This is a genomic window from Caballeronia sp. EK (assembly GCF_014384845.1).
GTDB lineage: Bacteria > Pseudomonadota > Gammaproteobacteria > Burkholderiales > Burkholderiaceae > Caballeronia > Caballeronia jiangsuensis.
Map to the genome: position 1 here is coordinate 1 of NZ_JACSUE010000075.1, position 1064 is coordinate 1064.

2 protein-coding genes are annotated in these 1064 nt (G+C 62.9%); both read right to left on the bottom strand.

Features of this window, described 5'->3' with window-relative positions; genetic code table 11:
- The coding region (locus tag IAG25_RS41130) for a DUF1488 family protein (RefSeq protein WP_187609896.1) at positions 1-231 on the bottom strand (231 nt) is incomplete at its 3' end.
- Between the two features lie 68 nt (positions 232-299).
- Positions 300-1064: tyrosine-type recombinase/integrase (locus IAG25_RS41135; protein ID WP_187609897.1), on the bottom strand; the 765-nt coding region annotated here is incomplete at its 5' end.

Here is a 1064-nt window from a genome sequence, read left to right on the forward strand (position 1 = left end):
ACTCGTTGGCCGGGCCCGTAGTTTTCGTCGCGCGACCGCTTCGATCCGGGCGAACCCGTCTCTGAACACGCTCACCAGTCGGCTGTCGTCCGCATCGGGCGGCAGCCAGAAAAAGACTTCCAAGCACCTGCGCGTCACGACGCACGTCACGCTTTCTCCGCGCCAGTCGATCACGAAGCTAAGCGTCTGTTTGTCGGTGGAGATCTGGGGTGAGGGCACAAGGACTTTCATGGGTAGAGTGGCGGTTGGCGGACGGAATCGGCAGCAGGTGCGACGCGTTAAGCTGACCTCGCTAAGCTTCACCAGTCTACCCGGTGCTTTTCTTCGGTCTCTTGATGGCGCCGATCGTCGTCGACGTGCAAGTAGATGCTGGTCGTCGTCAGTGAGGCGTGGCCGAGGTTGTCTCGCACCATGCGCAGGTCAATCTTTTGGTCGGCCATGTGTGAGCCGGCGCTATGCCTGAGCCAATGCGCTGAAGCTTTTTCGAGCAGATCAGCCCGCGCGCTTTGCGCATCGTCGCGTTCACGTAGGCGCGACGCAGCGCCCGCAAAGACGTCCTTCACGATTGCGTGCAGCGCCGCGCGAGTGAGCGGCGCGCACGTCTCGGTGCGTTCGTTTGACGCCGTGGCACCGATCGGCAACACGAGTGGTGTGTGTTCATTGGGCGACGGCAGGGCGCTTAAGCCGAGGTGCTGCCGGTAGCGGGACAGTTCCATCATCATCTCGCGGGTGGCCGGCACGAGCCGTTGCTTATCGCCTTTGCCGTGCACGGTGAGCCACCAGCGCAGTGCGCCGTCCCCATCGCGTCGCACGAAGAACTGGCCCATGGTGTTCGCGCCGACCTCTGCAATGCGTAGTCCGCCGAGATAGAGCAGGGTGAATAACCATCGGACGCGGTACGCGTGGGCTTTTTCCCGGTCCGTTTGCTTGGGCATCGTCGTAATGAAGTCCTTGACCTCCTGCCACACGCTCGGCTCCAGATAGCGGGTGATACGAGGCGCCGCGTGGCGCGTGCGTTGGCGTGAGAGCGACAGTGGATTGCCGGCAAGGTAGCCGGCCTGCAC